Origin of the sequence: Haloferula sp. BvORR071 (assembly GCF_000739615.1) — a bacterium.
Classification (GTDB): domain Bacteria; phylum Verrucomicrobiota; class Verrucomicrobiia; order Verrucomicrobiales; family Akkermansiaceae; genus Haloferula.
Genome location: NZ_BATP01000059.1, coordinates 37,934 through 64,443 on the forward strand (window position 1 = coordinate 37,934; position 26,510 = coordinate 64,443).

Consider the following 26,510-nt stretch of genomic DNA (forward strand, 5'->3'; position numbering starts at 1 on the left):
TGATCGCCCGGAGCCTTTTTCCACAGGGCTCCGGAGATGATTCGACCTGGCAGCGGGGAGGTCAGGGAGGCGAGAGACGGTTCCGCGGATTCACTCGGCAGTCCTTTTCGACCCCTTTGCCCAGAGCCGCGCGAGGAGGAATAAGAGCAGAGGTAGGGCCAGCAAGGTTGGTTTCCAAGGAAAGCCGACCTGCTTCACGATGATCTCACCGCCGGTTTCCAGAGGGGTGTTCTGGCTCATCACGAAGGGACCGTACCTGAGGACCGCGGCTTCGAACTCGTCATCGTTGTTCACGCCGGTGAGGAACTCACGCTGGCATTGCCACAGCGCCTGGCCGGGACGGTCGGATGCCAGCGCCAGCCGGTAGAAGCGCTCCATGAACTGCGGCGTGGAGCGGTCCGATACCGGCCAAAGAGCGACCGCGATCTCCCGTGCGCCAGCCAAGGCGAAGCCGCGGCGCAGGCCTAACAGGCCTTCGCCCGAGACTGCGGTCCCTGCACCCGATTCGCAGGATGAGAGCGTCACCAGCCGCGTCCCATGGAGGGACAGTTTTGCGACCTCCGATGGGAATAGTACATCATCGGTACCGGAGATCAGCGGGCTGTTTGCGGTGCGCAGCGCGGCACCGTGGAGGAGCAGGCCACCGGAGTAGAGCAGATCCTCGTTCTCGTCGAAGTCCAGAACCGCATCCGCCGCCAGATGGCTGGAGAGGAAGAAGGCGTGCGAGCCGAGGTGGAGCACGGCCGGTGGCTGGGCGAGATGGGCGAGCGCCGATTCCGTGGCGGCGGCATCGCGGAGGAGCACCGAGCCGGGTGGAGCGAGCTTGCCGATCAGGCGGGTCTCCTCCGCTGTGCCTGGCATCGAGCCGAGCCCCCCGAGCAGATCGAGCAGTTGAGACTCGCCGGGAGGCTCGGTGGACTTCGGGAAGTCCGACACGCCGAACACGGTCCAGGGACTTGCATCCAGTCGCTGCGGTGCGGCGGTACCCGCTAGATCTCGCGCACTGGTGACCGTGACCACCTGCAGGTAGCGCGCGCAGAGCGGCTGCATCGATCCGTCCAAGAGCGCGGCAAGCGGTAGGAAATGCAAAGCCCCATCCGGTGAGAAGGCAATGTGCTCGGTGCCTGCGGGCAGCTCGCGCGCGATCGGTTCCCAGTAGCCGTCGTAGAGCGGGCGCAGCACGCTGCGCATGGTAAGCGCGGGGGCAGGGGAGTGTGTGCCGGCCAGTTCGCCCGTGCGCCAACTCAGGCGCTTGCGGAAGAGTCCCAGCCAGCGGTCGAGGTCCGCGGAGTTACCAAGTGGCACCCATTTCGGCGGGCCTTGTGGCAGTAAGACGATCGCGCCGTAGCGCATTTGTGGTTCTGTAGAAGTATCGAGATAGCGGCAAGCATCCACGAAGGCGCTGCCCGGTTTCAATGTCTTCTGGATCTCTTCCCAGGATGGAACTACGGTGCTCTTAGTAGTTCCTTCCTCGATCATCGCGTCGAGCAGCCGGGCCTTGCTGGCGGCCAGCACCCCGGCGATGCGGGCTGGATCTCCCGTCGCGCAGGGCAGGGAGACCAGGTCGAGCCGCTGCAAGAAGTTGAGCCGTTCCTGTTCGCTGCCGTGGCGGACCATTTCATCGAGCAGCTCAAGGCCGATGCCGGTGGCGCGATCGATTTCCGCCACCACATCAGCAGCGATTTCGTGGCGGCCCATGTCAGTGAGCAGCTCGTGGCCAATCTCCGTGGCCCGCCGGGTTTCCGCCGTGGCATCGGCATAGCCTGCCAGCAGGGAATTGCGGGCTAGATTGCGCGCGGTCTCCGCCACCCGCAGGTGGACCCGAGGCAGGTGCTTGGCTTGGAGGTCCGCGGCGCGTTGCAGGTGCTGCCCTGCGCGCTTGTAGTCGCCCGCGGCTTGCTCGGCACAGCCGAGATTGTTCAGCGGACGGATTAGCGAGGCATCCTCCGTACCGCGTGCCGCTTCCAGTAGCCGCAGCGATTCGGCAAAGGTGGTGGCCGCTTCCAGGGCCCGGCCTTGGGAGAGGTCGAGGACGCCGAGGTTGTTCAGATACGGTTCCGCCCGGAATGCCAACGCGGGATCCTGATAGAGGGCGCAGGCCTGTTCCGCGCAGGTCTCCATGTTGTGCCGCGCTTCGTCCAGTCTTCCGAGCCGCAGCTCCGCCAGTGCCAGCTGGCTGGTCAGGGTCAAGCGCAGTTCATCGTCGTCGAACTTCAAGTCCAGGGCTTCACGGCATGCCGCCGCCGCCCGCGCGTGGCTGCCGAGCGTGTGGAGGTAGCGGCCGAGATAACCGAGGCGCCGGGCCCGGCTCAGGGGATCGCCCGGCGGGGTGGCAGCCAGGGTTTTCTCAAACAAATCCCCGGCCTCTGGATAGTGGCCTTGGATCAGCAGATTGAGCGCGAGATGATCGCGGCCTTGGCCGAGCGAAGGCTCGCGTTCCTCCGGCGGCAGTGCTTCCCGCAGGGCGACCACTTGGCGTAGTTCGGTCCCCGCCGTTTCGACTTCACCGAGATCTTCGCGGGTCAGAGCCAAGGCTTCGAGGGCATCTGCCCGCGCTGCCGGTTCAGCCGTGGCCAGCCGTTGCACGGCTTCCTCCAGATGGGGCTTCGCTTCCGCCGGTTTGCCGGCGGTGCGCTCGATGATGCCGAGGCCTTGGAGGGTGAGGCCATAGCTGAGGCTATCCGCGGCGCTGCCACTCTTTTCCCAAGCGGCCTTCCATTCGGCAGCCACTTCCTCCAGCTCCCCTTCAGAGGGCGGGGCAGTCACCGTCGCCTCCTCAGCCGCAGCGATAGCTACCGTGAGGAGGAGGCAGGCAGGCAGATAGAGAGCATGGCGACAACCCGGCGGCATGATGGCGTGGCGGCCGCGTGAAAAATGCCGCGCCGCTGCCGGGATCATCCCTTAATCCGCGCTGATAATCAAGTTCTCCCGAGCGGAGGCCGATATCGGACGCCTAACACGCGAATCCCTCCCCGCCGCTTCAGTTCGAAGTGGCTGGCATGCTCACATCTACCCGCAGGTAGCCGGAGGGCGCGGTGGCGGGCAGCGAGAAGCTCACGGGAAGCTTGCCATCCACGGCGGTGCCGGCGACCGGGGTGCCTTCCACATTCTCCCAGATAACGAGGTCTTCCGAGTATTGGACCGACCAAGTTCCGCCGTTGTTGAGCAGGAAGGGATTGGCGGCATTGAAGAGGCTGGCCGCCATGTCGAAGCTGATGCTGATCTGGCCATCGGCTTGGCTCACCGCCGGGCGCGCCGGGCGGACCGCCGGGTCGGAGCTATTCGTTGCGAAAAACGACTCCATGACATCGGTGACACCGTCACCATCACTGTCGACTTCGGGTTGGGCCACGACCTGCACGAGCGGCGCGGGAGCGGCACCGGCGTAGGCTTGGGCGCGGAGATTTTCCTCCACTTGGGCCGGGGTGAGGGAGGGGTTCTTGGAAAGCTCGACGAGGGCGGCGGCCGCGGTCAGGGCGCAGGCCGGGCTGGTGCCGTCCATCAGCTCATACACGCCGGTCTTCGGCGCGTCGTAGTTCAGGGTGCGGACGTCTTCGCCGGGAGCGAAGAGGTCGACCGCGGGGCCGTAATTGGAGGAAGCAAACTTCTGGTTGCTGATGCTGCTGGCGCCCACGCAGATCACGCCGGGCTTGGTGCCGTAGGCGGAGGGAACGTAGGCGGAAGCATCCTGATTCGAGTTGCCGGCGGAGACCACCACGGTCAGGCCCGCGGAGAGCACTTGGTTGATCGAGTCCTCCATGCCCGCGCTTTGTGCCGCCTGCAGCGAACCGCTGGCCAGGCAGATGACGCCGGGCAGGCGCGTGGCGGCCGTGAGGTGATGGATGCGGGCTTGCTGCAGCGCGACACTGATCGATCCCGAGTCCGTTTTCTGGGTGGTTTCATTGCCCATGTAGACGTCGTAGATCACGACCTCGATGGGTGTTCCGAGGGCCACACCGGTCTCAGGGCCGGCGATGATCGAAAGCAATTTCGTGCCATGCTCGAAGGCCGCCGAGGCACCGCTGTTGATGCGGTTGTTCTCCTTGATCGTCAGCTTCGGGTTGCGCTTGAACCACGTGCCCCAAGCCTTGGTCTGCTTGACCGCCGTATCGATCAGATACAGCCGCACTGGCTGCGCGGTGGCAGGATAAGAGAAGGAACGGCTGCTCACGTTGCTGCCGTCATTGAGGCGCGCCTGGGCCCAGCCGGCATCCGCAATGTCACCGTGGGGTCCCATGGGGATCACGGGTGGGGCAGAGTATGCCAGGAGCGGCGCACACAAGAGGACCCGGATACTTCCGGAAAGACGATGGAACATGGAAAGATTCACGATCACCGGATTGCTGCAGGACTCTCTATCTAACTTTTTACCACTTTGTCCAGCATTTGTAATGTTAGCCATATCTCCCTTGGAAGTCTGAAAAACCTAATGGTTTCAATGACTTGGAAGCTTGGAATTTTAAAAATAAAGCAAAGTTGATCTCTCTTCTTTTTAAGATTTAGCTATCTATTTGGCTTTGCCTTGATTGCGAACTTTAGCTAAGCAAATGCACTGCCTTGCGGCAGCTTGTCATGCGCCTGCTGCTCGCCCTTGTCTTGCTCGCCACAGCCCGTGGCCAATCCTTGCCGGGGATTGGGCCGCGCGTGCCGGAGGCAGCTCCGGTGGAATCGCTGCCGCCGGTAAAAGCGCAAGGAGACGGGCAGCAGGGTGGGGAAGTGATCGCAGCGCGACTCGACCGCATCATTTTGATCAAGCCCGGTGGCTCCGCAGAAACCGGGGTCGCCGAGGGTTTGTCCGCGTCCTCCGATCTGGTGCTGCCTTCACCGCAAAAGCTGGCGGGGCGCTTGGCCGTGTGGCTGGGCAAGCCGCTCACGAGCGGAGGCTTGGCCGCCTTGGCGGATGAGATCCTGATCCACTACGACGAGTGCGGCTACCCGGTTGTCCTCGTTGAGGCTCCGGAGCAGGACCTGAGCAAAGGCGAGCTGCGCCTCTCGGTTGAAATCGGTCGCTATGGCGAGATCGGCGTCTCGCGGCCCAAATACGGAAAGCCCGAAGTGCTGCAAAAAGGGCAACGGCTCGTTCGCGGTGAGCCGGTGCGGCGCGCGGAGATCGATGAGGAGCTCAATTGGTATGGACGCACGACCTTCCGTCATCCGCGGCTTTTCGTGTCCCCGGGGACCGAGCCGGCGACCGCAGACCTGCTGATCGCCTTCGAGGAGACCAAGCCGTGGCGGGTCACGACCGGCTATGAGAACAGCGGTCCGGATCTCTTGGGCAAGGACCGGCTGCTCCTTGGCGTGGTCGGCTGGACGCCCGGCGAGCAATTGATCGCATGGCAGACGGTGGCCGGGCTGCCGCCTTCCTCGCTGCTGGCGAATGCCCTGCATTGGGAGATTCCTTTTCACTCCACGCATCAGCTCCTGCAACTGGATGCGGCCTATGCCGAAGTCCGCTCCACCTACCTCTCCGGCGGGATTCCGGTGGAAAGCGAGGGTTCGTCCTGGTCGCTGGCGGCCCTGCAAAAAATGCCGCTGCCGCCAGTCTTCGGCTGGCAGCAGTCGCTGGGTGGAGGCTTTGAGTTGAAGGGCACGGACCAGTTCTTGCTCTTCGGCGGTGGCTCGCTTTCGCCCGGGGAAGTGGTGTTCTTCCAAGGCAAGCTCCAGCACGAACTCTCCCACGCGTGGGAGAACGGCGGGGCTTCCTTCACGAGTTCGTTTTACGTCGCGCCCGGGAATCTCGGGGGCAACAACGATGACGCGGCTTTCCAAGCCTACGATCCCGCCGCTGATTCCAGCTATGTCTTCGGCCGCTTGTCCGGCGAAGGCTGGTGGTCGCCAGGAAAGGATTGGCAGCTGCGGCTCCGCGGTGCTGCGCAGGTGGCCGATTCCCGTTTGCTTCCCGCCGAGCAATTCGCCGCCGGCGGTTACCAGACAGTGCGCGGCACCGGTGAGCGCGAGTTTGCCGGCGATTCCGGCTGGCAGGGTTCCTTTGAAGTGCTCTCGCCGCTGATCTCACCGCTGAAGGGTTGCGATTTCCGCCTGCTGACCTTCTTCGACTACGCTGCGCTGGATAGTCGCAGCGGAGGTCCAAGCTCCTCGCTCTACAGCACCGGGCTGGGCCTGCGGATGCGCTTGATGGATCATCTGGATCTGCGGCTCGACCACGGCTGGCGACTGGACGATGCCGAAAATCGCACTCATGTGGGGATGACTCTCGGTTTTTGATGAAACCGGAAATCACTCATTTCCAAAGGATTTGATCAGGTTGATCATTTTATTTTAAAAGTTTCTCACATTTTTTGGAAATCCGGTCCTCCCGATTGCGATTGGTTCAGTAATGACGCATCCCCTCCCCGTCTTCAACATCACCGCGAGCACTCCGGGGGGAGTGCCGCGGGTGATTGGAGGCCGGGAAAAGGTGAGTCAGGAAAAGGCAGCATGCCGCGAGCTCAGTCGCCGGTATGCCAGTGCCTTCCAGCACGCAGAACCCCGGACGGGGGGAACGGTTGGCAGGGACGGAGCTACTCAATTGCGGATGGGTCGGGGGACCCGCCGCGCCGAGCTCCGCTTCCTGTGCCGTCTGTCCGGATACTGCACCCCAGGGAACGGCGCAGCTCGGGTCGGGGGACCTGATGCGGCGTCGAACCCGGAATTTTCCAGCCATCGGTATCATGGGCTCAAGGTCCTGGATCGGGGGATCCTGGCACGCCAATAGTCGGAACCGATCCGAGGTGGTCCGCCACCTTGGTTCACTGAAAAAGCCGGCACCGTCGATCCGGGGGGATTGAGACGGTGCCGGTTTTCTTTTGTGCCGGACGGGCGATCTAACGCCACAGCCAGCGCAGGGTATCGGGGAAGATCGCGCCACCGTGCTTGCCGCTGTGTTGGCCTTGGCCCCAGACGAAGCGGTGGTCGTAGCCCTTGAACTTGAGCGCGGCCTGAATCTGCATGTTCCCCAGCGGCCAAGAGCCATGAGGGTTATCCAGATCGTGGATGCCATCCTGGAGGAAGGCGCGGATTGGCTTCTTCTCCGCTTTGCGGATCAGGCCGGGATAGACGTCGCCGCCGCGGATATTGGTGAAGGAGCCGATGTGCGAGACCACCTTGCGGAAGGCGTCGGGACGCTGCCAGGCAACGGTCCAGGCGCAGATGCCACCTGAACTCATCCCGCAGATCGCGCGCTGCTCGGGATCGGTCGTGAGGTTCTTGGTCTTGGCGACCTCGGGCAGGATCTCTTCTAACAGGAAGCGCGCGTAGGCATCCGAGAGCGTGTCATATTCCACGCTGCGGTTGCTGCTCTTCCATGCCTCCGTCGGCAGCTCGGTGCCGAGATGGCCGGGATTGATGAAGATGCCGATGATGGGCGGGATCTCCTTCGCGGCGATCAGGTTGTCGAAGACCACGGTGGCGCGGCACTCGCCATTCGGATTCAGGTAGGAGTGGCCGTCCTGGAAAACCATCACCGCACAGGGCTTGGAAGCATCGTATTGGGCGGGAGTATAAACGGAGTATTCGCGGATCGTGCCGGGGAAGACCTTCGAGTCCTTCCAGACTTGGGTAGTCACGGTCCCTTTCGGCACTCCATCCTTCGGCATGGAGTCCGGGCCCAGCGCGGGCTCCGGCATCTCCGGCAGCGTGAGGGTAGGGGAGGGATCCTCACCCTCGGCAAGCGCGAGGGTGCTGAAGGCGGCAAACAGGAGCGCGTGACGGAGCATGGTAACGGAGGGAACGCGCCACCGGGCGGGGACTTTGATGCGTGACACGATCGCCCGTACGGGCGCGCCTAGATCTGGTAAGCCACTTCCGTCTGGTAAGCCACTTCCGGCGTGCGGCTTGGCGGTAGGGGCTTTTGCACCTTGGTCGCATGCTTCAGCACGCTCGCCGCGGTCTCGGCGGCGCGCATGCGCAGCTCCGGCACGGCGGTGCATTCCCAGTAGCGGGCGCGCAGCATCGGACCGACATAGTAAATCCCACTGACCACGCCGCCATCTTCTTCCACCAGGCGGAAATCCGAAGATGTGTCGACGCCTAGCCCCATTTCATCTTCGCGGATCCAGCCCTTACCGAGCAGGTTGTCGAGCAGCGGGCTGTTCGATCCGGCGAGGCGGGCGGTGAAGCCGGTGGCATTGATCACACGGTCGAACTCGCCGCGGCCGCTGCCTTGTTGATGGGTCCACTCGGCGGCGTAGCGGCCGCTTGGCAAACGCTCCAGGCGGGCGATGCCGCCGCGATATTGTTCGAGGATGCCTGCCTCGCGGAGGCTATCCGCGGCCGCCATGACCGCCGGGGCGATGCGGTGGCGCACGGTCTCCCAGTAGGGCTTGAGGTGACGCTTGAAGCGCCGCCGTTCACGGCCGGGAAGGGCGGCCCAGATGCTGGTGGTCACGGGACGCAGGGCATTGATGACATCGCGCCAGTCCATTCCTGCAGCGGAGGCTTCGGCGATGGCCTGGCGAACGCGGCGGCAGAGACGGGAGATTTTCATCGGCTCCTGCGCGAGTTGTTCGCGGAAGCCTTGGGCATCGAAGGCCGGAGCTCCGGCACCTCCATGGGGAACATGGCAGGCGGGCAGCAGGCCGCGGCGCGAGATAGCCACGATCTTGCCGCGATGGCCGCGCGCGGCGAGCTCCGCCAGCACGTCCATGCAGGTGAGGCCCGTGCCGACGATCAATACCTCATGGGCCGGGTCCACTTCCTGGAGTGCATCTGCATTCCAAGGATCGGCCATGGCCGGCCACTCCTGGCCGGCAGGGAAGTGTTCGCGGCCCGGTGGTGTGCCGATCGCGAGGACCACGGCCTCGGCTTGGAGCGCACCGCCATTCGAGCTGAGTACCTGGAAGTCGCCGTCGCGACCATCGATGCACTCGACCTGCTCGGTGCGCACTTCCAGCTTCGCGCGGGAGTAGAGCGCGGCATCCTTGAGCACATCGCCCAGATATTCACCATACCAGGTGCGCGGCGCGAAGTCGCTGGCGGCGATGCTGCGGCCCTTGCGGCTGCACCATTCGTGGAAATGGCCCGGGGCATCCGGGAAGGCGGACATACTGCCTGCCGGGACATTGAGCAGGTGCGTCAGGCACCGCGTGCCATAGGCCACGCCGCGGCCGACTTCGGGTGCGGCCTCGAAGAGCACCACGCGGGCATCCGGGCTGCACTCGCGCAGCAGATGTACGGCGGTCATCGTACCAGAAAATCCGCCACCCACCACGGCGAAGGTCCGCAGCCCTGCCTCGTTGTGGGCGGCGGCATCCACATCGTAGCAGCGCTGGATACTGCTGCCTGCCTTGATCAGGTCCGCACCATAGATGTGGATCGACACCGTGGGCGTCATGTCGTCGTTGGAAACTTGGTGGATGTCCCCGGGAGGGTGGAGGAACTCGACCTCTCCGCGGTAGCAGACGCCGCTCTTCTCCGCCACCAGCCGGCCGCGGGCGTCGCGCATCCACAGGGTTTCCACCTCTCTGCCGCGCCACACGCCGAAGCAGCACCAACAGCGGTGATCGTGCACCGGCGTGCGGTGGCCCGGCAGCCAGATCAGCGCGGCAATCGAGAAACGCCCGGCGGGGTCGACATGCAGCAACTCCTGGCGGTAGGTCGCCATCGGGGCTGCGGGAAGCTCGCCGAGAATCAGATCGTCATCGGTGAGGGCGCGTTGCAGCGCAGTCCTGATGTCGCCCTCGGCCCACTCGGCGGAGCCGCTGCTCTTGTCGAGCGCCTCGGCCACTTCCGCGGCCAGCTTGGCGATTCCTGCTCCGACACAATCCGGTGACGCGAATGCGAGTGGCATGTCCTCCTTCATGCCTCTGCTTGAATCCTAAGCGCAAGAGTCAAATTAAACCTCAATAAGTGGACTAATTTGCTGTGGATTAGACTTCCCAAGCTTAAAGGCGGTGGCAGATCTCGAAGCGATTGCCGCAGGGGTCTTCGAAGAAGACGGCGTAGTAGTCCTCGGCGTAGCGCATCGGACCTTCGATGTTGATGGCCCCGGCTTGTTTGGCGATTTCCGCCAAGTACTCGACTGCTTCGACGCTTCCCGCTTGGAAGGCGATCCGGTTTTCGTTGGGACGATGTCCGGGAGACTCGGTTACCCCGAAGAACTGCGCGGCATTCTTGTCCTCGAACTGCAGCCATCCCTCAATGTCTTGCTCGCGCTCAAAGCCGAGGGCAGGGAGGAGCATGCGATAGAAGTCTTCGGCCGCCGCGAGATTAGTGACGCGGAGGTCGATGTGGTCGAAGAGGAGTGGCATCCTGATAGAAGGTGGAGTTTAGTGCCTTGCACTCATCTTGGCTCGAAAATGTCGATCCCGGCGAGCGTGTCCTGAATGAGGTTAATTTGGCGAAGGTTCCTTTCTGTCGGCGTAATCGGAACCACGTTTAAGATCCGGACCTCTTGGTCGCCGATCATACTTGTGTCCCATCCTTCATCAACAAAGCGCGGATGAAGCAACGCAGAGGAAGCAGCTTGATACAATGGAATCGACCCGGGATCGCGAAGGGTATGCCACCAATCGAGTGGTTCCCCGGTCTGAAAAGGATACATCGCCAGATTTGCCAGGAAACGTCCGAGCTCCTGTTTGCCATTGGCATCAAGGTGCCTCCTCACGGCGAAATGGAGTTCGGCTCTGTAAATAGCATTCGGCAAGGGAATCGATGACATGCCGATGGTAGCGAAAGTCGTCATGTCGCAGTCGTCGTCAGCATCCCAGATGAGAACATCAATGCGTTCGGGATAGCCGGCACACGGGACGCGATCGTCAAAAACGATCGAATCGGTGGGCTCGCCGAAGTGGTCAATGTGTTCTCGATAAACTTCGCGAAGAAAAGGCGGGGCACCCATTTTTGAATTCGGATGGAAAGGAAAGTTATCGAGATGTCTCCTTAGTTCCGCTCGTTCCAATACACTACCAGATTCTTCGTCGCCCGGCCGGCGGCGATGATGTCCGGCTTCCCGTCGCCGTTGAGGTCCGCCACCTTGAAGTCCTCGCAGGCCATGGTGTTGTCATCCACCGTGGAGTGGAGCTTCCAGGTGGCGCCGTCCTCCGCAGTGGGCACATACATCCGGATGCCGACCTTCTTGTCCTTGTCCTGCTTGCGCCAGCCGGCGATGAGCTGGTCGTAGCCGAGCCCGAGAAAATCCGCGGTGGCGAGGGCGTGGCCTTCGGCCAGACTACCGTCTAACAGGACCCGCTTGGCCGACCACAGGCCGCTTTCCGCTTCCGGGTTGATCGCGACCTCGTTGCCATGGAAGGGCTCGATGGTGGCGATCATCCGCTTGCCATTTGGCAGCTTGCCGAGGCGGACTTCACCGGCGCCCTTCTCGGTCATGCGGGTGGCTTGCCAGGCATCGCCGGACTTGCGCAGCAAATGCACGCCCTCCTTGCAGGCGACCAGCATCGAGTCACCCGCCGTGCCGGGCCAAGGTATCGGATCGAAGTTGTGGGCGAGGTGAAACTGGTCGTTGATCAGGAAGGTTGGCCACTCCTTGCCTGCATCCTTTTGAGGCTGGTAGCCGAGGAAGCGGATGCCATCTCCCTCGCTGTTCACGTTGTTGCAGCCGTGAAGCGGTAGCACGGCGAGGAAGTAATCACCCGCAGCCTGCTTGATCCAGTGCATGCGATGCACGGTCGGTTCGCGGTGCTGTTGTTGGGCGCTCCACTCCTTCGTCCGGTCCTCGGGGGCGGTGAGGGTGAAGACCGCGCCGCTGTTCTTAGTGTCACCGGGATTCCACTCGGCACCGATCGCCACCTCGGCCTTCTTGTCGTGATCGATATCACAGGCGGCGACGCAGACATGGTCCTGCTTGGTCAGCGATCCGGTCATGCGCTGCTTGGTCCATTCCGGATTCTTGTACCAGACGGTCTCCTTCGCATCCACCAGCACGATGTCCTGCTTGCCGTCGCCATCAATGTCCGCGATCGAAAGCCCGTAGCCGATCCCGAGTTTATCATCGAGCGTCTGCGCGCGGAACTTCGCGGGCGGAGCCTCGGGGAGTGCGTGAAGGGGCGTGGCGAGGAGCAGGAAGAAAAGCGATCGCATAAGTGGGGGATTTCTAATTCCGGATTTCCGAATGACGAATGAAGTGCGGCGGGGAAGGGGGCGCAAGCGAGATCGCCGCGGCCAAGGATACTCCGCTCGCAAGCATGGATTTCTTTCATTCCCATACGACATTCGGCATTCGGAAATTCAACATTCGTCATTCCCGCAAACACGCATCCCATGTTCTCGTATGGCCACCATGCGCGTTCCCTCCTTCCTCCTCCTGACTCTCCCGGCCATCCTCGCGGCCCAGGAAGATCCTGATCGGCCGGTGGCCCAGACCCCGGCCCTCGATGCCAAGGGCACGGCGGAAAAGATGGTGCTGCCCAAGGGCTTCCGCGTGGAGGTGATCGCCAGCGAGCCGGACGTGGTCCAACCGATCGCCTACACCATCGACGACCGCGGGCGGCTGTGGGTACTGGAGAATACCAACTACCCCAACTGCCCGGGCGAGCCGAAGGACAAGCTGCTGGTCTTCGAAGATGCGGATGGCGATGGCAAGTTCGAGAAACGCAGCGTCTTCCTCGACAAGCTCAACTTCAGCAGCGGCCTCGCCGTGGGCTTCGGCGGGGTGTGGATCGGTTCGCCGCCGAATCTCTTGTTCGTCCCGGATGCCAATGGCGATGCGGTGCCCGATGGCGAGCCGCAAATCGTCCTCGATGGCTGGGGCGCGGAGGACACGCATGAGACCCTGAACGATTTTACCTGGGGGCCGGACGGCTGGCTCTATGGAACCCAGGGAATTTTCACCAATTCCCTCGTCGGCAAGCCCGGCACGTCCGAGGCGGAACGAGTCCCTCTCAATGGCGCGGTCTGGCGCTATCATCCCACGCGCAAGGTCTTCGAGCGCTGGTGCGAGGGCGTGAGCAACCAGTGGGGAATCGATTGGAATGACCACGGCGAAGCCTTCTTCGCCGCCTGCGTGGTGCCGCACATGTGGCACGGCATCGAGGGCGCGCACTACACCCGCCAGGCCGGTTCGCACTTCAATCCATACGTCTATGGCGACATCCGCACGATCGCCTGGGGCCGCTATGAGAAGGCCGGCTACTGCGGCGCGATGTTCTACCTCGGAGGAGCCTTCCCGGCGGAGTGGCGTGACAACTTCTTCTTCCACGACGTGCACATGAACAAGCTGCGCTGCGAGGTCTTCAGCCGCGATGGCTCCGGCTTCCGCAGCTCGCGCAAGACCGACTTCATCGCCAGTGGCGATGCGTGGTTCCGTGGACTTTCACCGCAGTATGGCCCGGATGGCGGGGTCTTCATCAGCGATTGGTATGACAAGGTGCCCTGCCACCAACAGCGCGCCTTTACCGACCGCTCAAACGGACGTCTCTACAAACTCGTGAACGACCAAGTGAAGCCACATGTGGTGAATCTGGGAGCCGCTACCGATGCCGAACTGGTGGCCATGCATCAGGACCCGAACGACTGGTATGTGCGCCACGCGCGCCGCATTCTCCAAGAGCGCGGGCCCAAGCCGGAGACCACCGCGGCCCTGGAGAAGATCCTCGTTGAGAACCCCGACGATACCCGCCAACTCCGTGCCCTCTGGACCCTGCATAGCCAAGGTGCCCTGAGCGAGGCGGCCGCCCTCAAGGCCCTGTCCGCCAGCTCCGAGTGGGTCCGCGGCTGGGCGGTGACTTGCGTGAGCGAGCAGGGCAAGCCCGCGGATATTCTGCTGGCTGCCATGGTTGGGATGGCGGAGATGGACCCTTCTCCATCGGTCCGCCTACGCCTTGCCGCGGCAGCACAAAAGCTGCCGCCCGCAGGCCGCTGGCCTCTTCTCGCGGCCCTAAGCGCGCATGCCGAGGACGAGAAGGACCACAATCTGCCCTTGATGAACTGGTATGCGGCCGAGGGCTCGGTCGTCGCGGATCCGATGGGCGGAGTGGCTCTGCTGAAGACCGCGAAGCAGAGCCTGCTCTTCGAATACATCCCGCGGCGGATCGTGGCGCTCTCAGGCGAGGATGAAGCGAAGGCGGCTCCCGCGATGGCCGCGATCGCGGAGATGCTGGGCACCGCCGAGCCCGCGCTTCGCACCCGCATGCTGCGCGGCATGCTCGATGCCGCGAAGGGCCGCAAGCGCCTCCCCGAGCCGCCGACTTGGGCCGCAGCCTATGCCAAGTTGCGGGCCGAAGCGGATGAAGGTGTGCGCCAGCAGGCCCGCGAGCTGTCCTTGCTCTTCGGTAGCTCAGCCGCGTTGGCTGAACTCCGCGCCATTCTCGCGAATGGCAAGGCGGTCACCGAGGCTCGCCGCGAAGCCTTGGAGGCGCTGCTCGCCCAGCGGGATCCGGAGAGCCTGGGGTCCCTGCTCAAGCTGGCCGGTGAAAACGGTCCCTTGCGTGGCGATGCCCTGCGCGCCCTGGCGAGCTACGATGATCCTCGTATTCCCGTGCTGCTGACCACGGCATACCCGAAGCTCGGCCCCAAGGAGAAGTCCACGGCCCTCACCACCTTCGTGTCGCGGCCCGTGGGAATAGAGGCCTTGCTCGCCGCAATCGATGCAAAGAAGATCCCCGCCAAGGATCTCACCGCACCCTTGGCAAGGATCATCCAGGCCGCCAAGCGCGAGGACTTTGATCGCTGGCTATCTGTGAACTTCGGCTCACTGCAACCCTCGAATGCCGAGCGCCAGAAGGAGATCGAGCGCTACCGGCAGTTTCTCGGCGAAGACGCTATCCTCCATGCCAATGCGAAGAACGGTCGCGCGGTCTTTGAGCGGACCTGTTCCGCCTGCCACACGATCTTCAGTGCCGGAGGCAAGATCGGACCAGAACTGCCGGGGAATTTCGCCGATGTCGAATACCTGCTTCAGAACGTCCTGGATCCCGATGCCGTGATCGGCCGCGATTACCAGCAGACTTTCATCACCACCAAGGACGGCAAGCTCGTGGCCGGCGTTGTCGCCGGGGAGGATGCGAGCACCGTGACCGTGAAAACCTTGGCCGAGACCGTCGCGGTGTCTAAGGACAGCATCGCCAAGCGCGAGCTTAGCCAGCAATCGATGATGCCTGCCGGTTTGCTCGGGACCTTGGAAGAGCCGGAGGTGCGCGACCTCTTCCTCTACCTGCGGCAGTCGAAGAATCCCTGACGGGTTTGCGGAATTTTCGCGGGGAGTGTAACCTGCGGCTTGGTGACTGGCGTACACCGGGCTGCAAGAAGATCTGCGTAAACCCATGAACACTCTCTCCCGCCGCCTCCTGATCCTTTCCGCCGCCGTCTATCCGCTGGCATCATTCGCCGCGGAGCCGGCCAAGACCATGGACCCTTTCGAGGAGGGGATGCGCGATGCCTACACCGCCTACAAGAAGGGCGACAACGAGGCGGTGACCGCCAAGCTCCGCGAGCTTCTCAAGATCATAGAAGACAAGGGCGCGGCGAAGGTCAGCGATGTCCTGCCTGAGACCCTTGAGGACTGGAAGGGCGAGTCGCTGAAGCGCGACGACCTGTCGACGGTCGGCGGCGGCCTGTCTCTGTCGCGGACCTACACCCATAAGGCCAAGCAGGAGATCACCGTGAAGGTGGTGAAGGATTCTCCCTTGGTGAAGCAGTTGCTCCCTTTCTTGGCGAACGAGGAATTACTGCGTCTGAGCAATCGCAAGACCCACGCCGTCTCCGGCGAGACCGCGGTGATGGAAGGCGACAAGAAGCTGCAGCTCGTGGTGGACAAGAGGATCTATGTCGAGCTGGTGGCGAACGATGCCAGCAGCGGCGAGAAGGAGCTTCTCGGCCTGGCGCGCAAACTCGACCTGAACGCGCTGGCGAAGATGAAGTAGCGGAGTTTTGCAAGTTGCGGCTGTGGGGGCTTCCACAACGAAGCCCAGCGGCCCTCGTGATGCAGCTTGGTTTCAGGATCAGAAGCGCCAAAGGCGCGGCAGGGAGAAAGCCCGGTGTAAGCGTTAGCGCAACCCCGGGTTGGCCGCGGACAAATCACGCCCCCTGAACTGGGGGCAAGGAGGTCGCGGGTGGGATCACACTTTGGAGTTACCTCACTCGTCGCCCGCTCCGACCTCACTCGTCGCCCGCTCCGCCAAACGGCAAGCAATCGATCAAGAACCGGCCAGCCCGCCGTGCGTCGCGCCCCAAGGCTACCGTCTCCTGCTTCAGTGGATTCTCCTCTTCCAGCAACTTCGCAGGCGAGGCTTCCTTCTTGATCTCAACCGGAGCCTGAGTCGTCACCTTCTGCACCTTGCCACTTGGCTTCGGCAGCGAGACCAAGACACCGAGCACCACTGCGGCAAAGGCTGGGGGCAGCACCAACCAAGGCCAAACCCGCGCTGGCTTGCGATGTTGCCGGCGATCCAGCTCACGCAGGATGCGTGTCTCTAGGCCGGGCGATGGCATCGGCTCCGGCTGCTTGCTGCGTAGCAGCGCTGCGATCTGGGGATGTGGGTCCTCGGATTTCATGGCAATCGGAATAGATTAGGGCGGAGTCCCTTGGACTTGGGGCAGAGGTGGTGGCTGTTCGATGCGTTCGGAGCCGCGGAAGCGCTCCGCCAAGGTTTGGCGCGCGCGGTGCAGCATCACCTTCACCGCACCCTCGCGTTTGCCAAGGATGGTGGCGACTTGTTTTAGCGGCAGCTCCTCGCAGTAGTGGAGCCATAGCGCGCTATAGGTTTCCGGACTTAGGTCCTTGCGGGCCAGATCCCACAGTCGCAGCGCGGCGTGGGTGGGTTCCGCGGCGGAGGTGTCGGGAAGTTCGGGAGGGAGTGGCTTCAGCCGACGCAAGGCCGCAATCGATTGCCGCCGTGCCAAGGTGAAGAGCCAGGGGAGGAGCGGCTGGTTCAGGTCGTAGCGGTGGAACTTGTCCCAAGCCCGCATGAAGGTCTCTTGGGTGAGGTCCTCCGCATCCTGCCGGTGCTTCGTCAGCGCCAGCAGGAAGGCGAAGACCCTGGCGTGATAGCGCCGCACCAGGATGCCGAATGCCGCCGAGGAGCCGCCCCGCGCCAGGCGGGCGAGCGTGCAATCATCGGGGCATTCGGTGGTATCCAAGGCGGGAAGAATTACGAATGACTAAGCACTAATTCTCAAAGCAGTCAGCGAGGAAGAACGGGAGGGGAGAGATGAGCGTGAGGGACGCAGTCGGGGGCTTGTGTGGATCTGCGTTCATCCCGTTCATCTGGAGTGGGAGGAAATCACTTCTTCTCGTCTGCCACCTTCTTCAGTAGCCCGAGCCACTCGCCGACCGGCAGGCTCAGTGCGATGGCGGTGCCGGGCTTACCCGGGTTGGCGGAGATCTTGCAGTCCAGATCGAGGCCCTGGAGCTTCGGGTCGGCGACTTCGGCGAAGGCGACCACGCCATCGAGCATCCGGCGCATGCGATCGGCGCTCTTGGCATCCGGGGCTTCCGCTCCGGCGCGCACGCTGAAGCGGCCGCTTTGCTCGGAGACCGCGAAGCGCAGGGTGCTGGCCATCTTCAGCAGACGGGCCGCATCCGGCGGCATATCGATGCCGGTGAGGTGCGCGCTGGCGGAGACCAGCGGCTTGGCACCATCGGCGGCGAAGAAGGGATCCGCGGCCGTTTCGCCGCCGCCATTCTTCAGAGTGCCCAGCGCGAGTCGGAGCAAGTCCTCCTGGCGGCTGAAGACCAGCAGGTCATCCTTGGCGAAGGCGGCGTACTGCTTCACCCCCTTGTCCTTCCAGGAGTGCACGGTGGTGCCGTCCTGATCACCGGCGGAGTATTCGTCCGCGCCCTTCACCACGTCTTCCATGTGCCCGCGGTCGAAGTCGCCTTGGATCAGTGCCACCGCGTGCTCCGGCTTGCCGTCGCCGTAGAGGGTTACGTCGTGGAGATCGGTCATCGGATGCACGGAAAACATCCGCTTGAAGGCGCGGAATTGGTCGCCGTGCTTGGCCTCGATCTCGGCGAAGACGGCCTTGCCGGTGTCGCTTTCGCGCATCGCGTCCAGATCGGCGTGCAGCAGCCATTGGGCGCTGGCGGGGATCTCGGCAGGGACCAGTTCTCCGGCGCGGAGGGGCGTGGCGAGGCCGAGGGCGAGGAGGCAGAGGACGGTGTTTCTCATGGGGATATCGGGGATGTCTGACGGGGGTACGCTGGGCCGAAGGGAGAAGGTTACAGCGATTTTTGAAATCGTGGTGTCTCAATGGATTCTTGCCGTCGCCCGCCTGAGCCGCTGTGAGTGCGAGGATGCTGTTCCTCCGCACCCTGCTTTTCGCCCTCCTGGCGATGGCGTCCGCCATGGCGGAGGAAGTCCTGACGACGGCTGCGGCAGTCCGCGCCCTTACCCCGGATCAAGCCGCAGCCAGCCTGCCGGTGAAGATCAGTGGTGTGATCATCTTCGCGAATGAGCAGGCCATTACGCTCTTCTTGCATGATTGCAAGGACGGCATCTTCGTGGAGGAACCACTGGCTGGTGCGGACAACTGGCCCCGCACCGGCGACCGCGTGGAGATCAGCGGTGTCACCGGCAAGGGCCTCTTCGCTCCCGTGCTCCGCGGCATCGATGGCAAGCCACCTGAGATCCGCGTGCTCGGTCACGACGCCCTGCCGCCGGCTCGGCCGATCGACGCCACCGAACTCGCCCGCCCGGAGCTCGATTGCGACTGGATCACCGTCGAGGCCCGGGTCCGGGAGGTCTTCGTGACTGACGGCGACATCGTCTTCGAGTGTCAGGCCGGGACCTGCGACTTCCACGTCCTGTTAGAAGGGCCGCTCCCCCCGGAGTCGGTTCCTTGGGGCCTCGCCGAGAGCCGGGTGAAGATCCGCGGCGTGGCGGCCACCATCTTCAACGGTGCCCGCCAGATGACCCGCCGTTTCATCCGCGTCAATCAGCTCGAGGACGTCCAGCCGCTTGATCCGGCTCCGCCGCGTGGGGAACCGCCCTTGGTGCGGGCGGACGAACTCTTCCGCCTTAGCGGTGCCGACGGCGGGGATTTGGTTCGGGTCCAAGGCACTGTGACTCTGGAGATTCCAGGGCGCGGGCTCTTCCTCCGCACGGATGGTGGCGGGCTCTGGGTGCAGACCGCACAGCCGGTCAAGGCCAAGCCAGGCTCGCGGGTGGAGGTGCTGGGCTGGCCGCGGGTCGGTGCCATGAGGCCGATCTTGCACGCCCGCGCTGCGAAGCTATTGGGAGAAGGGGAGTCGCCCGCCCCCTTGGCCATGCAGGCCCTGCAAGTCCTGCACGCGAAGCACGAGTCGGAACTGGTTTCGATCGAAGCCGAGCTGCTCGACGTTTTCCGCGGCGAAGATGGAACCACTGTTGAACTGCGGGATCCTGACATGATTTTCCGGGGTCTGCTGGACGAGCATGATGGCAGCCTGCCTGACTTCGTTCCTGGCTCGCGCATCCGCGTCACGGGCATCGCGCAGATCACCTCCGCCGGCGCCTTCGCGCCTTTGCAGGAGGAGGACAAGCTGCTCCTCCGCTTGCGCTCGCCCAGCGATATCGAGGTGCTCTCGCTTCCGCCTTGGTGGACCACGCGCCGGGTAGTGATGGCGGCGGCGGCGATCATTGCCGCCATGCTCGGCATCGCAGCCTTGGTCCGCAACAAGCGGAAGCGCGAACAGGACACCCAGCGCCGCGAGTTCGAGGCCGTGCTCGCGGAGCGCGGCCGCTTCGCCCGCGAGATCCATGACTCGCTCGCGCAGGGACTCACCTCGATCTCGCTCCAGCTCGAGTGCGTCCGGGATGACATTCCCGCCGATGCCGCGCAGGCGCGCACCCACCTCGAAACCGCCCGTGGTCTCGTCCGCGACAGCCTGCGTGAGGCCCGCCGCACCGTCTGGAACTTGCGCCCGCTCGCCTTGGGTGAGGCCGATCTCGCCACCGCCCTCCAGCGCTTCGCCCACGATCTCACCCGCGATGGCAAGATGATCTGCAGCCAGGAGATTGAAGGCACGCCCCGGCCTCTGCCAGCGGATCACGAGAACGCCCTGCTGCGGATCGGCCAGGAGGCGCTTACCAATGCCACCCGCCACGCCACCGCGAACAAAGTCGTCGTCCGCCTGCGCTTCGGCACCGATTGGGTTACCCTGACGGTGATCGATGATGGCCGCGGCTTCGATGTCGCCGAACGCGTTGGGACCGGCTATGGCCTTACCGGCATGCACGAGCGCGTGGCCGCGCTCGGTGGCAGCCTTTCCATCGACAGCCGGCCCGGCCACGGGACCGAAGTATCCGCCACCTTGCCCACCTGATCTGATCTAACATGAGCCACGCCATCCGCATCCTCCTGGCCGATGATCATCCGCCCCTGCGCGCCGGCCTCGCCGCGATTCTCAACAGCCAGCCCGACCTTGAGGTCGTCGCGGAAGCCGGTAGCGGCCGTGAGGTCATGACCTCGACCGAAGCGGCTGACGTGTATGTCCTGGACCTCCGCATGCCGGATGGCGATGGCATCCAAACCATCAAGGACCTCATCGCCCGCGATCCCGCCGCGAAGATCATGGTCCTCACCACCTACGACAACGAGGAGGACATCTTCCGCGCCCTCGAAGCCGGTGCCCGCGGCTACCTGCTCAAGGACACCACCCGCGAGGAGATCATCACCGCCGTCCGCCAGATCCACGGCGGCGAGCGTTACCTCCCGCAAGCCGTCGCCGCGCGCCTCGCCGACCGCCTGATCCGCCCCAGCCTGACGCCCCGCGAACTCGACGTCCTCCGTCTCGTCTCCCGCGGCCGCACCAACAAGGAAATGGCCTCCGCCATGTTCATCTCCGAGGAGACCGTGAAGACCCATATGAAATCGCTCTTCCAGAAACTCGGCGTTCACGACCGCGCCGAAGCGGTCTCGGTCTCCTTGCAGCGCGGCTTGATCCGCTTGTGAATCCTCTCCGTCCCAACGGGACGGCTCATACCAGCTAGGCACGAAGTGCCGGGAAAGGCGGGGCAACGGATCGCGTCCTGTAGGGACGCCTCATGCGGCTGGCGGCCATCTGTTCCCGGCGGTTGAGTGGACGGTCATCTCAATGCGCTCCCTTCTTCGGTGTCAGTCCGCTCGATCCGGCACTTGCCATGCGTGAGCGCATCGTCGTCGCGGTAGAGCGCATCGTAGCGCCATTCGGGACTAGCTCCCATGACCATTGCACTAAAGTTTAATACCCAGGGGTGCAACGGAGCGCTAGATAAGTTCGCTTGAAGAGGCGAAGGGAGTCACCCACGAAGCCGTTGTTTCGATTGTGAACGCGTTGACACCCCCAAAAATTCACCGCCCATGATTCTGACCACCGTCTTCGACACCAAGCCCTACGACCGCGATCAACTCCAGCGTGCCTCCGCCGGACTCGATATCGAGTGGCGCTTCATGGATTGCCGCCTGTCCGCGGAGACTGCTGCGGCGGCGCATGGCTCCAATGCCGTCTGCACCTTCGTGAACGACCGCCCGGACCGGCCCTGCCTCGAAGCACTCGCCAAGCTAGGCGTGAAGCACGTTGCCCTCCGCTGCGCTGGCTTCAATAGCATTGACCTGCCCGCTGCGAAGGAACTCGGCTTCTCCGTCACGCGCGTCCCGGCCTACTCGCCTTATGCCGTCGCCGAGCACGCCGTCGCTCTGCTCCTCGCGCTCAATCGCAAAATCCCGCGCGCAAACAACCGCGTCCATGACCTGAACTTTGCGCTCAACGGTCTCGTCGGCTTCGACCTACACGGCAAGACCGCCGGCATTCTCGGCACGGGGAAAATCGGCCGGATCGCCGCGCAGATCCTGCGTGGATTCGGGATGCGCGTGCTCGCCTTCGATCCTTTCCCATCACCCGAGTGGGCGCAGCAGTACCAGGTCGAATACACCGATCCCCGCACCATCGCAAGCGAGAGCGAAGTGATCTCGCTGCACACGCCCCTCACGCCGGAGACCCATCACATCATTCGTCGCGAAACGCTTGAACTGGTCAAGCCGGGCACGATCCTGATCAACGTCAGCCGCGGTGCCCTCATTGACACCAAGGCCCTGATCGAGGCGCTCAAATCCGGCCGCTTGGGCGGCGTGGCCCTTGATGTCTATGAGGAAGAGGAAGGCGTCTTCTTCGAGGACCTCTCCGGCCAGATCCTGCACGACGACGACCTTGCGCGGCTGCTCACCTTTCCCAACGTGCTCATCACCGCCCACCAGGCATTCCTGACTCAGGAGGCCCTCGCGGAAATTGCCCGCGTCACCACCGCCAATCTCACCGCCTACGCCAAAGGTCAGCCCTTCCTGCCAGAGACGGTGTTGAGCTAGAACCTTTGGCGCAGCGAGAGACTCGGTCGTCTGGGTGCCCATCGGGACCCTGCCTTAATTCCCCAATGAATTCCATGTTTCCCAGCCACAAGACCAAGATTGTCGCCACCATCGGCCCCGCCTCGGAATCGCCGGAGATGCTCCAACGGCTGATTAGCGCGGGCCTGAATGTCGCGCGGCTCAATTTTTCGCACGGGGAGTTTTCGCACCACGGGGAGCTCATCCGGCGCATCCGCGACGCCGAGCGCGCGACGGGCCGCCGCGTGGCGATCATGGCCGATCTGCCGGGGCCGAAGATGCGGCTCGGAAAGATCTCGCCGGAGCCGATCCAGCTCGTGGCGGGCGACCCCTTCACGCTCACGAATGAGGACATCGTCGGTGATACGCGGCGCGTCTCGATGAGCTTCGAGCCGCTCCCGCGCGTGGTGAAGCCGGGGAACCGGCTCTTTCTTAACGACGGTCTCGTGCAGCTCATCGTCACAAGCATCAACGGCAACGACGTGGAATGCACGGTTGCGGTCGGCGGTGAACTGCGTTCGCGGAAGGGGCTGAATCTACCGGGCATTGACCTGGGCATCAGCGCGTTCACCGAGCACGACCGCGCCTGCCTGGAGTTCGCCCTCGGGGCAGGGGTGGATGCGGTAAGCCAGTCCTTTGTCGAGAGTGCGGCCGACATCGAGGCGGTCCGCGCCGCGGCTGCCCAATTCGGGCGTGTGCCGTTTATCATCGCGAAGATCGAGCGCTCCGACGCGCTTGAGCACTACGATGAGATCCTCGCGATTTCCGATGGCATCATGGTCGCTCGTGGCGATCTCGGCGTGGAAGTGCCAATCGAGGAAATCGCGCACACGCAAAAACAACTCATCGCGAAAGCAAACCTCGCTGGCAAACCGGTCATCACCGCGACGCAGATGCTCGAATCGATGATCACGAGCCGTCTGCCCACGCGCGCCGAGACGACGGACGTGGCGAATGCGATTCTTGATGGCACCGATTGCGTGATGCTCTCCGGCGAGTCCGCGATGGGCAAGTTTCCCGAGGAGGCGGTGACGATGCTCGCGAAGATCGCCGCCTTTACCGAATCGCGCCGCCCGCGCGGGAGCCTCGCCGCCGAGCGGAAACTGGTGGAAGAACCGTCCGCAACGATCGGGGCTGACCGCATGGCTTCGGTGGTTGAGCACGCGCTCGAGACCGTGCCTTGTGAGGCCGTGCTTGCGCCCACTCGATCCGGCCACATGCCGCGGGCCCTCTCCCGTTGCAAGCCGTCCGCATGGATCGTAGCGCCGTGCAGCGATCCGGCCGTCTGCCAGGGGCTCGCGTTTTCCTATGGCGTGCATGCGGCTGATCTCGGCGAAGAACCGGATGACTGGCGCGACTACGCCGCCCGCTGCCTGCCCGAGCACGGCCTGATCGCCGACCGGGTGATGCTCGTCGCCGGACCCTCCCCGCGGAATCCCAACGCCAGTCACCGGCTCGAGCTCATGCGCCTTGGTACACCCTGAAGGCACAAGGGGCGAAACCGCCCATGTCGCGGCTCTCGATGGCGGCGGAAGATCTGGCGATTGAGGCTCCGCCATTCAACTTCAGAAGAAGGCCGGGACGATGTCCACGAAGAGGATCTTCACGATGGTCATGGCCGGGAAGATCATCGCGTAACCGATGTCCGGCTCCTCAGTGGGAGAGAGCTTGTTCGAGTAGGCGAGGATCGCCGGATTGCCACAGGCCCCCGCGACGATGCCCGCCACCTCGCCGAAAGGCATGCGGAAAACAAGGAGACCCAGGATCAGAATCGGCACAGCGAGCGCGAGGAGCACGACCGCACCCAGGCCTAGCATCACGAATCCGGTGTCGGTGACGGTCGCGGCGAACTTCGGCCCCGAGGCCATCCCGACCTGCGCGAGAAAGAGCGTGAGGCCGAGATTGCGGATCACCAAGTTAGCGGAAAGCGGGAGGGTCCAATTCATGCCGCCAGTGCGGCGCACTTTGCCGAGAATTAGCGCCATGATCAACACGCCGGCCAGCCCCACCGAGAGCTTGCCGATGCCGGGCAGTGGAAGCTGGATCGCGCCAATGAGAAAGCCGAGCGCCATGCCGATACCGATCGAGATGTAGCTGAACTCCGCGGTGCCTTTGATCGAGTCACCGAAGAATTTGCGCATCGCCGCGAAGTCATCGCGATGGGCAAGCACTCCGATGCGGTCACCGAATTCCAGCACAAGGTCGGGACGAGGCAAAATGTCGGTGTCGCCGCGCCGGACTTGGACGAGGATGGACGGGTTGTCCCCGGGCAAGTCCAGGTCGGCCAAGGTTCTGCCCACCACGGTCGGCCGGGAGGCGAACACGCGCAGATAGTCGAGGTCCCTGCGGTCTGCGAGGAGATCGCCGCGAGCGTCCTCGCCCAGAAGCGCACCCGCCTGCGCTAGAGCTTCGGTGGATGCCCCGGTCGCGAGCAGGACATCGTTAGCAGCAAGAATGATAGTCGGCGCAGTTGGTTCATTGCGGCCCTCCCGCCGCAGGGCGACGATCTGTACTCCGGCGGGCAATGAGCGAGTCACCTCACCGAGCGACTTGCCTGAGAGCTCAGGGTTGCGCACGGCGAATTCGCGAAGCTCCATGCCGGTACTCGTCGGCACATGGATTTTTGGCTTTAGGACCGCGAAGGCGATGTAGAGGAGCAGGATCGGCCCGGCCACGCCGAAGGGATAAGTGACCGAGTAGCCAACCGCGGGATCGTCGTTGCCAAGAGTCGCAATCGCGGCTTGGAGGGCGGAGGTGCTGGTGCCTGAGCCCGTGAACAAGCCCAATGCATAACCGAGCTTGAGATCCATCAGCTTCACGAAAAGCAGACTCACCGCACCTGCCGACATGACCCCGGTCAGCGCCAGCAGGTTTGCCCGCAGGCCGGCACGGCTGGTCAGGCCGATGAAGAACTGCTTTCCGTATTGAACTCCCACGCCGTAGAGGAAGAGCGCGAGTCCCAGCGTCCCGACCATCGGGGCCGGTGCTGACTTGGGCACGAGCCAACCCATACCGAGAGCGACGAAGAGCACAGCTCCCACACCGAGGGAGAAGCCCTTGATGTTGATCTCGCCCACGAGATAGCCGATGGCAATCGTCAGGAAGACTGCCATCAGCGGTTGTTGTTCGAGAAGGCTTTTGATCAGTTCCATGACTCTTCCTGGATCTTGATGGGGGTTACCTCCCAAGAATGGATGTGCTATTCTTCTGGAAGCTGATGGTGTAGAGGCAACTCTGCTTAAAGGAAGGTTATTTTACAGCGGCCGACGGGCGAGTAGTTGGTAGCCGGGCACTTCACCCCGGAGCGCTGCGCAGCCGTCGGGTTCGGCGTTGGCAACGACCGTTTGTGCGGACGGGGCTACCGTAGGTGTCGATCCATCGTTGAAGCCGGGCAACTCAGTACGCTCCCTTCTTCGGTGTCATTCCGTCCGCATCCGGGCACTTGCCATGCGTGAGCGCATTGTCGTCGCGGCAGAGCGCATCGTAGTGCCAGACGTGAATCGCATCACCGGGTCGCGTCTTGGTCTGCAGGTGCCCGACGAAATCATCATACTCCTCGAAGATCAAACGGTCGGGCGAGCACCCGCCGTGGAAGAACCAATGCTCGACGATAATCGGTGACTCCTCCAGCACCTGGCGAATCACTGAGAGTCGCTCCGGTGACGTGATGTTCGGAGCCTCGGTGCCCCACTCGTCCTTTTCGCTGCGTGTGTTCATGGTGAGGTGCGAACGTATCCTAGCGATGCCGAGCCTCAGTCGTCGTTCACGGTCGTGAACCCATCGATCTTCGTGCCTTCCGGCAAATGCTGAATCTTCCGGCCAACCTGCCCGAACATGCTGCAATGCACGAGCAAGTCGGTTGGTTCGAAATTGTCCAACTCCATCTTGCCGTTTAACATCGGCGGCAACTTGTAGCTATAACACTGCCCGGTGCTCAGTCGCTTGCCGCTGACGATCAGGTCGCCGATCAATTGCGGCACGAACCACTCATCCACCTGGTCGGGCTGCTGCATGAGACCTTGGAACTCTTCCGCCGACTCGGCCGCCAGTCTGACGCGTGCAGCTCCCACATCGAGTCAATGGATGCGCCCATCGCCATCTCTGAGAAATAAATCTCCGAGAGAGCTGACTAGGACCAGTTCTGCGTCGTCAGCTACCAGCCACCGCCAATCGCTCAGGAGGGCATCGCCATCGTCCGGACTAAAGCCCACGGTCAGCTCGTTCCAGGTAATGCGCATGGTGGTTAGATCTGAGGATGGCGGTATTCGGGGGCAGCC

At 63.4% G+C, this 26,510-nt stretch carries 20 protein-coding genes; 7 read left to right on the forward strand and 13 right to left on the reverse strand.

What is annotated here, in order from left to right:
• Nucleotides 1–90: 90 nt before the first annotated feature.
• Nucleotides 91–2,850, reverse strand: a complete 2,760-nt coding sequence (locus BV071_RS29260; RefSeq protein ID WP_035615165.1) for a CHAT domain-containing tetratricopeptide repeat protein — start codon at nt 2,848–2,850, stop codon at nt 91–93.
• Between the two features lie 130 nt (nt 2,851–2,980).
• Nucleotides 2,981–4,237, reverse strand: coding sequence for a S8 family serine peptidase (locus BV071_RS29265; RefSeq protein ID WP_052574037.1), 1,257 nt, complete (start codon nt 4,235–4,237; stop codon nt 2,981–2,983).
• 335 nt (nt 4,238–4,572) lie between these two features.
• On the opposite strand from BV071_RS29265, the gene BV071_RS29270 reads away from it, so the two are divergent.
• Nucleotides 4,573–6,225, forward strand: a complete 1,653-nt coding sequence (locus tag BV071_RS29270; protein WP_035615169.1) for a ShlB/FhaC/HecB family hemolysin secretion/activation protein — start codon at nt 4,573–4,575, stop codon at nt 6,223–6,225.
• 599 nt (nt 6,226–6,824) lie between these two features.
• On the opposite strand, the gene BV071_RS29275 is transcribed toward BV071_RS29270, so the two are convergent.
• The 5 genes from BV071_RS29275 to BV071_RS29295 form a co-directional block, all read right to left on the reverse strand.
• The gene (locus tag BV071_RS29275; protein WP_035615590.1) at nt 6,825–7,625 is read right to left on the reverse strand and encodes an alpha/beta hydrolase-fold protein; all 801 of its coding nucleotides are present in this window, start codon (nt 7,623–7,625) and stop codon (nt 6,825–6,827) included.
• Between the two features lie 158 nt (nt 7,626–7,783).
• Nucleotides 7,784–9,787, reverse strand: a complete 2,004-nt coding sequence (locus BV071_RS29280) for an FAD/NAD(P)-binding protein (protein ID WP_265595038.1) — start codon at nt 9,785–9,787, stop codon at nt 7,784–7,786.
• A gap of 94 nt (nt 9,788–9,881) precedes the next feature.
• Nucleotides 9,882–10,247 (reverse strand): VOC family protein, encoded by a 366-nt coding sequence (locus BV071_RS29285; RefSeq protein ID WP_035615171.1) that lies wholly within the window; start codon nt 10,245–10,247, stop codon nt 9,882–9,884.
• Between the two features lie 32 nt (nt 10,248–10,279).
• Nucleotides 10,280–10,837 (reverse strand): suppressor of fused domain protein, encoded by a 558-nt coding sequence (locus BV071_RS29290; RefSeq protein ID WP_035615173.1) that lies wholly within the window; start codon nt 10,835–10,837, stop codon nt 10,280–10,282.
• 41 nt (nt 10,838–10,878) lie between these two features.
• A complete protein-coding gene (locus tag BV071_RS29295) occupies nt 10,879–12,036 on the reverse strand; it encodes an FG-GAP-like repeat-containing protein (protein ID WP_035615175.1) in 1,158 nt (385 codons plus the stop codon).
• 199 nt (nt 12,037–12,235) lie between these two features.
• Here BV071_RS29295 and BV071_RS29300 point away from each other — a divergent pair, with 199 nt between their 5' ends.
• Both BV071_RS29300 and BV071_RS29305 read left to right on the forward strand, forming a co-directional pair.
• Nucleotides 12,236–15,130: a PVC-type heme-binding CxxCH protein gene (locus tag BV071_RS29300; protein ID WP_265595039.1), complete on the forward strand. Its 2,895-nt coding sequence runs from the start codon at nt 12,236–12,238 to the stop codon at nt 15,128–15,130.
• An 85-nt stretch (nt 15,131–15,215) separates the two neighbouring features.
• On the forward strand, nt 15,216–15,815 hold the full coding sequence (locus BV071_RS29305; RefSeq protein ID WP_035615177.1) for a hypothetical protein: 600 nt from the start codon (nt 15,216–15,218) through the stop codon (nt 15,813–15,815).
• A gap of 235 nt (nt 15,816–16,050) precedes the next feature.
• Here the strand turns inward: BV071_RS29305 and BV071_RS29310 are convergent, their stop codons facing one another.
• The 3 genes from BV071_RS29310 to BV071_RS29320 form a co-directional block, all read right to left on the reverse strand.
• Complete coding sequence (locus BV071_RS29310) at nt 16,051–16,446, reverse strand: hypothetical protein (RefSeq protein WP_035615179.1); 396 nt, start codon at nt 16,444–16,446, stop codon at nt 16,051–16,053.
• A 15-nt stretch (nt 16,447–16,461) separates the two neighbouring features.
• Nucleotides 16,462–17,031, reverse strand: coding sequence for an RNA polymerase sigma factor (locus BV071_RS29315; protein ID WP_052574040.1), 570 nt, complete (start codon nt 17,029–17,031; stop codon nt 16,462–16,464).
• A gap of 143 nt (nt 17,032–17,174) precedes the next feature.
• The gene (locus BV071_RS29320; RefSeq protein WP_035615181.1) at nt 17,175–18,062 is read right to left on the reverse strand and encodes a hypothetical protein; all 888 of its coding nucleotides are present in this window, start codon (nt 18,060–18,062) and stop codon (nt 17,175–17,177) included.
• Between the two features lie 125 nt (nt 18,063–18,187).
• Here BV071_RS29320 and BV071_RS33925 point away from each other — a divergent pair, with 125 nt between their 5' ends.
• From BV071_RS33925 to pyk, 4 genes are all read left to right on the forward strand, one after another.
• On the forward strand, nt 18,188–20,197 hold the full coding sequence (locus BV071_RS33925) for a sensor histidine kinase (protein ID WP_265595040.1): 2,010 nt from the start codon (nt 18,188–18,190) through the stop codon (nt 20,195–20,197).
• An 11-nt stretch (nt 20,198–20,208) separates the two neighbouring features.
• A complete protein-coding gene (locus BV071_RS29330; protein ID WP_035615184.1) occupies nt 20,209–20,826 on the forward strand; it encodes a response regulator transcription factor in 618 nt (205 codons plus the stop codon).
• A gap of 387 nt (nt 20,827–21,213) precedes the next feature.
• A complete protein-coding gene (locus tag BV071_RS29335) occupies nt 21,214–22,215 on the forward strand; it encodes a 2-hydroxyacid dehydrogenase (protein WP_035615186.1) in 1,002 nt (333 codons plus the stop codon).
• A gap of 74 nt (nt 22,216–22,289) precedes the next feature.
• Nucleotides 22,290–23,717, forward strand: coding sequence for a pyruvate kinase (gene pyk / locus BV071_RS29340; protein ID WP_265595041.1), 1,428 nt, complete (start codon nt 22,290–22,292; stop codon nt 23,715–23,717).
• 81 nt (nt 23,718–23,798) lie between these two features.
• Here pyk and BV071_RS29345 read toward each other — a convergent pair whose 3' ends face one another.
• The 3 genes from BV071_RS29345 to BV071_RS29355 all read right to left on the reverse strand — a co-directional run bounded on the left by BV071_RS29345 (nt 23,799) and on the right by BV071_RS29355 (nt 26,303).
• Nucleotides 23,799–25,385 carry a TrkA C-terminal domain-containing protein gene (locus tag BV071_RS29345; protein ID WP_035615189.1) on the reverse strand — a complete coding sequence of 529 codons (1,587 nt, stop codon included), beginning with the start codon at nt 25,383–25,385 and terminating at the stop codon, nt 23,799–23,801.
• Nucleotides 25,386–25,629: 244 nt separating this feature from the next.
• On the reverse strand, nt 25,630–25,950 hold the full coding sequence (locus tag BV071_RS29350) for a hypothetical protein (RefSeq protein WP_052574042.1): 321 nt from the start codon (nt 25,948–25,950) through the stop codon (nt 25,630–25,632).
• A gap of 35 nt (nt 25,951–25,985) precedes the next feature.
• Nucleotides 25,986–26,303 carry a T6SS immunity protein Tdi1 domain-containing protein gene (locus tag BV071_RS29355; RefSeq protein ID WP_052574043.1) on the reverse strand — a complete coding sequence of 106 codons (318 nt, stop codon included), beginning with the start codon at nt 26,301–26,303 and terminating at the stop codon, nt 25,986–25,988.
• Between the last annotated feature and the right edge of the window lie 207 nt (nt 26,304–26,510).

Bases quoted from the DNA above. Each gene is read 5' to 3' on its own strand.
- BV071_RS29260 (WP_035615165.1), bottom strand. From the start codon at position 2,850: ATGCCGCCGGGTTGTCGCCATGCTCTCTATCTGCCTGCCTGCCTCCTC.
- BV071_RS29265 (WP_052574037.1), bottom strand. From the start codon at position 4,237: ATGGGACCCCACGGTGACATTGCGGATGCCGGCTGGGCCCAGGCGCGC.
- BV071_RS29270 (WP_035615169.1), top strand. From the start codon at position 4,573: ATGCGCCTGCTGCTCGCCCTTGTCTTGCTCGCCACAGCCCGTGGCCAA.
- BV071_RS29275 (WP_035615590.1), bottom strand. From the start codon at position 7,625: ATGCCGGAGCCCGCGCTGGGCCCGGACTCCATGCCGAAGGATGGAGTG.
- BV071_RS29280 (WP_265595038.1), bottom strand. From the start codon at position 9,787: ATGCCACTCGCATTCGCGTCACCGGATTGTGTCGGAGCAGGAATCGCC.
- BV071_RS29285 (WP_035615171.1), bottom strand. From the start codon at position 10,247: ATGCCACTCCTCTTCGACCACATCGACCTCCGCGTCACTAATCTCGCG.
- BV071_RS29290 (WP_035615173.1), bottom strand. From the start codon at position 10,837: ATGGGTGCCCCGCCTTTTCTTCGCGAAGTTTATCGAGAACACATTGAC.
- BV071_RS29295 (WP_035615175.1), bottom strand. From the start codon at position 12,036: ATGCGATCGCTTTTCTTCCTGCTCCTCGCCACGCCCCTTCACGCACTC.
- BV071_RS29300 (WP_265595039.1), top strand. From the start codon at position 12,236: ATGCGCGTTCCCTCCTTCCTCCTCCTGACTCTCCCGGCCATCCTCGCG.
- BV071_RS29305 (WP_035615177.1), top strand. From the start codon at position 15,216: ATGAACACTCTCTCCCGCCGCCTCCTGATCCTTTCCGCCGCCGTCTAT.
- BV071_RS29310 (WP_035615179.1), bottom strand. From the start codon at position 16,446: ATGAAATCCGAGGACCCACATCCCCAGATCGCAGCGCTGCTACGCAGC.
- BV071_RS29320 (WP_035615181.1), bottom strand. From the start codon at position 18,062: ATGAGAAACACCGTCCTCTGCCTCCTCGCCCTCGGCCTCGCCACGCCC.
- BV071_RS33925 (WP_265595040.1), top strand. From the start codon at position 18,188: ATGCTGTTCCTCCGCACCCTGCTTTTCGCCCTCCTGGCGATGGCGTCC.
- BV071_RS29330 (WP_035615184.1), top strand. From the start codon at position 20,209: ATGAGCCACGCCATCCGCATCCTCCTGGCCGATGATCATCCGCCCCTG.
- BV071_RS29335 (WP_035615186.1), top strand. From the start codon at position 21,214: ATGATTCTGACCACCGTCTTCGACACCAAGCCCTACGACCGCGATCAA.
- pyk (WP_265595041.1), top strand. From the start codon at position 22,290: ATGTTTCCCAGCCACAAGACCAAGATTGTCGCCACCATCGGCCCCGCC.
- BV071_RS29345 (WP_035615189.1), bottom strand. From the start codon at position 25,385: ATGGAACTGATCAAAAGCCTTCTCGAACAACAACCGCTGATGGCAGTC.
- BV071_RS29350 (WP_052574042.1), bottom strand. From the start codon at position 25,950: ATGAACACACGCAGCGAAAAGGACGAGTGGGGCACCGAGGCTCCGAAC.